The organism is Kocuria rhizosphaericola, from assembly GCF_044462205.1.
GTDB lineage: Bacteria > Actinomycetota > Actinomycetes > Actinomycetales > Micrococcaceae > Kocuria > Kocuria rhizosphaericola.
Window position 1 is genome coordinate 37,668 of the sequence record NZ_JBISWK010000044.1, and the last position, 6,368, is coordinate 44,035.

Consider the following 6,368-nt stretch of genomic DNA (forward strand, 5'->3'; position numbering starts at 1 on the left):
CTGGACACCAACATCCTGATTGCTCTCCTGGACCCGAAGCAGGAGACCTCCGATCTGAGCGGGTTCAGCGGATTGACCATCAGCTCCTTGTCCCTTTCGGAGATGCACATGGGAGTGGCCGCCATGGCCTCGGACCGGACGAAGAAGGCGCTGAGGGAGAACGAGCTCGCAAGGACCAGGGCGACATTCGGCGCCGGCATCCCCTACGACGATCGATGTGCCCTGGCCTTCGGCGTAGTGGTCGAGGAAGCGGTCAGGAATGGTGCATCCCATCGCAGGAATGTCATCGCCAGGATGATCGCGGCGACGGCGATGGTGCACGGCCTCACCCAGGTCACGCGGAACACCGACGACTTCAAGCACCTCAGCGGTCTGGTGGAGGTGGAGAAGCGGTAACCGGCGTGTCCGGTCCCGTGTCCCACGAACCAGAGATCCTCGAGCACGGAGTGGTGCCGACGGAACGGCAGCCGTGCCTGGACACCATCGTTGTTCGACGACGCCCTGGGCCACTCCGACCCGCAGCGGCTCCGCCGGCTCGCCTCGGCCATCACCACCGCCGGGGAGCGGACCCAGGTGATCGTGCTGACCTCGGACCCCGAGCGCTTCGCGAACCTGCGGGAGGCCCACCGGATCAAGATGTGAGCCGCCCCGGGTTCAGGAGGCCGGTCCTCCAGTCGGGGGCGCCATCGGGCCCACCACGTCGTACGTCGCGCAGATGAACGCCCGGTTCCGGGCCACGTCCTTCAGCTCCAGGTCGAACCTGCGGGGGAACAGGGGGCGGCCCGCCCCGAGAGTGACCGGCGCGATGGAGACCATGAGCTGCTCCAGCAGACCGGCCTCGGCGAACTGTGCGGCCAGATCTCCGCCGCCGACGACCCAGATGTCCTTGCCGCCGGCGGCGTCGGTGAGGGCGGCGTGGATCGGCGCCACCTCTCCCCGGGTGAAGCGGATGTCCGCTCCGGTGATGCCCGGCAGCTCCGCGTGGGAGACCACCCAGGTGGGCATGTCGTAGGGCCAGTCCTCGCCGGAAGCGTGCAGGTGCGCGCGGACCCACTCGTAGGTGGTTCGCCCCATCACGACCGCCCCGATCCCGGCGATGAACTCGTCGTAGCGGTGCGGGCCCTCGGGGTCGGAGTCCTGCACGAACAGCCACTCCAGGGAGTCCTGTTCGTCGGCGAGGTAGCCGTCCAGGGTGGTGGCGGTGTAGAAGACGGTGCGGGTCATCGGAGACCTCCTGTACGTCGTGGCGTCCACTCGATCGGGTCCCCGCATCGGGCGTGACCCCGGTCCGGCGCAGCATCAGCCGGTCCGGCTGCGGACGGGCCCCGCGCGGGCTGATCATTCTCCATCATCGTCGGCCGCCGGTGACACACCAGCGCTCCTCGGCCGTCCACCCCTGGTCCCGCCTTCTCCGGCGCGCACCGTGAGGGGCACGCCCCAGGGCGCGCAACGACGACGATCAGCGCCCCCACCCGCGGTGGTTGGAACTCCCTTTCCCAGGTGCGGGCAGCATGCACCGGCTGGATCCACGACCCCGGAGTGAGCTGGGACACATAGGATCGTGGCCACCGAGGAAAGGGGTGGGCATGAGCGTCGAGGACGAACGGCGTTCCCGGGCTGCCGCCCTGGGGATGAACGAGCAGGAACCGGGCCGTCGGGCCCTCCGTGACCGGGAGGCCCGGGAACTCGGCCTGGAACGGGCCCTGGAGGGCGTTCGGCAGGTCGGGATCGAGGCGAGCGAGCTGCTGCGCGCCGAGGGCCTGAAACCGGCCAAGCTCGTGCACGTCCCGCAGGGGGCCACGTCCTGTCCCCTGGTCGGCCACGCGTTCTCCCGGATCGCGTGCGGCTACGGGTGGCACGTCGTCCGCGGCGTGGTCGTCGGCCCGGACGGCCGGCTGTGGGCGCGCAAGCGGGTCCACGACCCCACGCCGCAGAAGGACCTGGATGCCTGGCGGCTGGAGGTGGAGCCGCCCGGCGAGCGGGGCAACCTGCCCCACCCCGTGCAGTACGACGGGATCTCGCTGCACACCGTGCGCAGGATCTCGGAGGACGAGTGCCTGAAGGTCGACCTCATCGACCGGCTCACGGACGGCTACGCGCGGCTGCTCATCCTCCACCACCGCCGGAGGTCCTAAGGGGTGAGCCAGGCGGCCACGGTGTCGGAGTGCTGGGCCGCCCACTGCCGCGCCGCGTCGAGCGGATCGAGGCCGTCGAGGTTGACCGCACGGTCCATCGCGTTCACCGCGGCCAGGGGGAAGCGGATCCGTCCGAGCACCTCCCGGGTGCGGTCCGGCAGCCGGTCCCACGCGCCGCGGTGGGCCACCAGGGAGGCCCGGTCCGGGGGCGGGAAGACACCGAGCGGGTCGGCCAGGGGACGGAGCTCGTGGACGTCGTTGAGGTACTGCGGCTGCCACAGAGGAGTGACGAACCAGTCGCCGGCAGCGATCCGGTCGTTGATCGTGTCGATGATCGCGTGGATGTCGCCGATCCGATGGCTCCACCCGGCGTCGTCGAGCCCGTAGTCGGCCACCAGCTGCTCGGAACGCATGGTCAGGCCGGCTCCCGCCGTGGTGCCCTGCACCACCAGCGTCGCCATCCGCGCCGTCACCTCGGGACGGGCCAGGTCGGAGAGCTGGGCGACCTGATCGGCGGGCACGTAGCCGGGTACCGCCCAGAAGAACCGGGCACCGTCGAAGAGCGGCGCCACCTCGAGGACCCGGTCGCTGATCTGCTCCCAGTAGGTCCCATGGCCACCGGGCAGCCAGCTGTCCGCGAACAGGTCCAGCTCCCCGTCGGCCAGCAGCGGATACATCTGCGGGTGCGGCCCCTCGCGCACCTCGACGTCGTGGCCGAGCCGGAGCAACACCTCCTCCACCACAGCCGCGGCGACCTGGTGGAAGGACTCGTCGATGCGGCCCAGCACCACGGGGCCCGGGGTCGAAGACGTCATGGGATCGTTCCTCTCTCGTTCTGTCCTGGCACCGGGGTCACCGTGCCTCCGCACGCTCCATGGGAAGGATCGTAGCCGGACGACCGCGGAGGCCTGCTCGGTGTCCCCCCACCCGCCGCATCGGCAGGTGACCAGGTCCCTTGATCCCGGTCAGGGACGGGCGGTGCAGCCTTCGCGGGCCGGCGGCCGGTTCCGGCGGAGGCCGAGGAGCACGACCAGGGCCAGCACCGCGACCATGCCCGCGTAGCCGACGGCCGTGGGAACCAGACCCATCCGCCCCGCGACGGCACCGGCCGCCACGGCAGGGATGCTGTGGGAGAGATAGCTGACCACGTAGATCGCCGACAGGAGTCCCGCCCGCTCGTGGGGCGCCGCCTGCGGCAGGAGCGTGCGCAGCACTCCGAGGAAGCCGGCGCCGAAGCCGACGCCGGCCAGCACCGTCGCCACGAGATACAGCCCGACGGACCCGACGGCGAGCGCCGCGACGGTGGCGGCCATGCCCGCCACGAGGAGACCCATGCCCACGGCGAGCACCCGCTCGGGTGCGGTCGTGCCGAAGAAGAGGATCGCGATCCCGCCGGTGCCCGTCAGCGCCGCGACCACGAGGCCGGTGAGGACCACGGAGTCCGCCCCGGTCAGCGAGCGGACGAGGCTGGGGCCCAGGGAAATGATCAGCCCGCCCAGGGACCAGCACGCGGCCGCGGCCGGCAACACCCACACCGCCGAGCGCCGCACGTCCGGCGGGAAGTGGACGCGCGGACGCAGCGAGGCCAGCGCCCCGGGGACACGCTCCACGGTCTCGGGGCCGAGTGCTGTGCCCACGGTCTGCAGCACCAGCAGCCCCAGCAGCACGACGTAGACGAGGTGGATCATTCCCGGGGCGGCGGCGACGATGAGGCTCGAGGCCACCGCCCCGCCGGCCAGACCGAGAACAGGTCCGGCGCCGGTGAGCACGGTGCCCAGCCCCTGGCGGCCCACCGGCTCGAGCTCGATCACGTAGGCGCCGAGGGCGCCGGTGGCGGTGCCGGTCGCCACGCCCTGGACCAGGCGGGCCGCCACCAGGGTCGCCTCGCTGTCGGCCAGCACGAACACGACCATCGCGGCGATCTCCAGGACCAGCGCGACCAGCAGCACCGGACGGCGCCCGACGTGGTCGGACAGCGAGCCCACCGTGAGCAGGGCGGCGAGCAGGGCCACCACGTAGGCGGCGAAGATGACGGTCAGCACGACCGGCGGGAAGCCCCACAGCTCCTGGTACAGCGGGTACAGCGGGCTGGGCGCGCTGGAGGCGGCCAGGAGCACCACCAGCACCGACGCCTGCACCCAGAAGGCCGCCCGAGCGGGGAGCGCAGGGCGACGGCGCGGTGCGGAACCGGGGGCGGAGGACATGCGGGCCTTTCAGGACGGACCGGGAGAACGCGGAGTCTCCGCGCGGGAATCACGGTAGTTCCGTCCCGGGAGCAACACCAAGAACGGGCGCCGCCCCGACGATCGCGCGCCGGAGGTCCGGCCGGACGGTGCTCCACGGCCACCGGGGCGGGTGGACCCGGCTGCGCAGCAGACCGCGGCCCCCGCGCGAGGCGGGGGCCGCGGTCTACTGCGACAGGGTCGGCGTGCTGGGCCGGCGGAATCCTACCGGCGGTCGTCGACGTCGGTCTCGACGCGCTCGATCCGGACGTCGTCGTCCGGGACGGGCTCCAGACCGCCTGACCGCTCCTCGCGGACCGGCTCGGTCCGCGCCTTGTCCTCGACGACGTGCTTGCGCAGCCGGGCGCGCTCCGGCTGCCCCTCGGACACGGGCCGCACATCGAAGGTCAGCCCGTAGTAGTGGTAGAGCTCACGCTCCTCCTCGGGCGACAGGTGCTGGTCCGCGTCGACCTTCCGGGCGTTCTTGACCAGTTCCTTCTCATAGGGCACGACCAGCTCGTCGTCGTCGTTGATCCGGGCCCCCCGCACGGGCACGAAGCTCTTCTTCGTGCCGAACAGGCCGGTGTCGACGCACACGAACTCGGGCTCCTCCGTCTGGTCGTCGAGGTAGACGTCAATGACCTCGCCGATCTTGTGACCGTGGGTGCTGTAGGCCTTGTGGCCGATGGTGCGTTCCAGTTCTCGGGTGAGCATTCGGTCGTCCTTTCCCTGGTCCTCTGGGTCCGGTGTCCTCGCGCCCGGCACCACCCGACCGTAGGCAGACGTGCGGAGCAGACTCAAGGGGCTTCCGGAGGCCTGCGGGCTTTCCCGGGCAGTCGTGACCGCTTCGTGACCTTGACCGTGGTCCCTCGGAACGAGTCGTGGCCCGGGCCGGGACATTTCGACCACCCGAGTCGTCAGCCACTACGAGTCGGCCTGCGCAATCCGGGCCGACGGCACGGTCTGGGCTCGGGGCAGGAACCACGCCGGGCAGCTGGGCAGCTGGGCAACGGCACCACAGCGGACTCCTCCGCACCCGTCCGGGTGCGCCGGATCAACGGCTGACCCTGGCCGAAGCGCTCCACGAACCTGCGGAAGACGCGGCGGCACCAGCGCGAGCGTGACCCTTCCTACGGCTCGTTGCGCCGGCCCACCATCTCGGTGATCCACACGGGGGCGAACGGCGACGTGCAGTTCGGCGGCGTCGGGTAGTCCTTGAGCACCTCCAGGCGCTCACCGATGTCGAGGGCACGAGCCCGGTGCTCGGGGTGCTCGATCCCGATCTGCGCCAGGCAGGAGTTCATCGCCCACTGCAGGCGGTCCGGGGCGTTCCTCATCTGCGCCTCGATGACGTCGAGCAGGCCGGCGAGGTCGAGGCCCTCGGGCCTCTTCACCACGCGTTCGGTGGTCAGCGCCCAGCCGGCGCTCGCGACCACGGGATCCGGATCGGCGGACCAGGCCACGCGCAGCTCCTCGGCGTGCGGGCTCTTCTTCACCACGTAGTTCACGAGCCAGTCGTGCACTTTGGGCGTGCGCGCCTCGCGCACCATGGCGTCCAGCTCGTCGCGCTCGAACGCCTTCGGGCGGCAGATCAGCAGCGCCAGCAGTCTCGGTGCCGTGTCACCGGTTCCCCAGAGCTGCTGCGCGAGGTCCTGCTGCGTTCCCAGGCGCTTGGCGACCGCGCGCAGCTTGGTCAGGTTCACCCCGTGGTCGTCCCCGTGCCGCTCGTTCACCGCGCGCGCCCTCGGGTCCTCGAGCGCAGCCAGCTCGGCCATCACCTCGGCCACCGTCGTCTCGGCCATCCCGGCCTCCTGCCCGTCTCGTGTGCGATCCAGCCTACGAGGCGGGGGACGTCGTGGGCGGCACGACCGCACGCGTCGACCCGGCGCCTCTCCACGCGACGGGCCGGTTCACCCACGAGGCGGTCGCGATCGGCCCGCGCTCACCCCACGACACCCCTCCCACCAGGCACGACGTCCACCACCCCGAGAGCCGCTCCCCCTAGACTGTC

The 6,368-nt window shown here is 71.5% G+C and carries 8 protein-coding genes; 3 read left to right on the forward strand and 5 right to left on the reverse strand.

All coding sequences use genetic code 11. The features are described 5' to 3' along the window. Together ACH9D2_RS05225 and ACH9D2_RS05230 are read left to right on the forward strand one after the other, a co-directional pair. A complete protein-coding gene (locus ACH9D2_RS05225; protein WP_396361703.1) occupies positions 1-396 on the forward strand; it encodes a PIN domain-containing protein in 396 nt (131 codons plus the stop codon). Between the two features lie 90 nt (positions 397-486). After that, positions 487-642, forward strand: coding sequence for a hypothetical protein (locus tag ACH9D2_RS05230; protein WP_396361695.1), 156 nt, complete (start codon positions 487-489; stop codon positions 640-642). Positions 643-654: 12 nt separating this feature from the next. Here the strand turns inward: ACH9D2_RS05230 and ACH9D2_RS05235 are convergent, their stop codons facing one another. Further along, positions 655-1,224 carry a dihydrofolate reductase family protein gene (locus ACH9D2_RS05235; RefSeq protein WP_396361696.1) on the reverse strand — a complete coding sequence of 190 codons (570 nt, stop codon included), beginning with the start codon at positions 1,222-1,224 and terminating at the stop codon, positions 655-657. 362 nt (positions 1,225-1,586) lie between these two features. On the opposite strand from ACH9D2_RS05235, the gene ACH9D2_RS05240 reads away from it, so the two are divergent. Further along, a complete protein-coding gene (locus ACH9D2_RS05240; RefSeq protein ID WP_396361697.1) occupies positions 1,587-2,135 on the forward strand; it encodes a hypothetical protein in 549 nt (182 codons plus the stop codon). Here the strand turns inward: ACH9D2_RS05240 and ACH9D2_RS05245 are convergent. The 4 genes from ACH9D2_RS05245 to ACH9D2_RS05260 form a co-directional block, all read right to left on the reverse strand. Then, positions 2,132-2,950: a glycine betaine ABC transporter substrate-binding protein gene (locus ACH9D2_RS05245; RefSeq protein WP_396361698.1), complete on the reverse strand. Its 819-nt coding sequence runs from the start codon at positions 2,948-2,950 to the stop codon at positions 2,132-2,134. The two genes, ACH9D2_RS05240 and ACH9D2_RS05245, sit on opposite strands and share 4 nt — an antisense overlap. A 150-nt stretch (positions 2,951-3,100) precedes the next feature. Further along, on the reverse strand, positions 3,101-4,339 hold the full coding sequence (locus tag ACH9D2_RS05250) for an MFS transporter (protein ID WP_396361699.1): 1,239 nt from the start codon (positions 4,337-4,339) through the stop codon (positions 3,101-3,103). A 243-nt stretch (positions 4,340-4,582) separates the two neighbouring features. Then, positions 4,583-5,071, reverse strand: coding sequence for a PRC-barrel domain-containing protein (locus ACH9D2_RS05255; RefSeq protein WP_396361700.1), 489 nt, complete (start codon positions 5,069-5,071; stop codon positions 4,583-4,585). A 416-nt stretch (positions 5,072-5,487) separates the two neighbouring features. Then, complete coding sequence (locus ACH9D2_RS05260; protein ID WP_396361701.1) at positions 5,488-6,159, reverse strand: DNA alkylation repair protein; 672 nt, start codon at positions 6,157-6,159, stop codon at positions 5,488-5,490. Between the last annotated feature and the right edge of the window lie 209 nt (positions 6,160-6,368).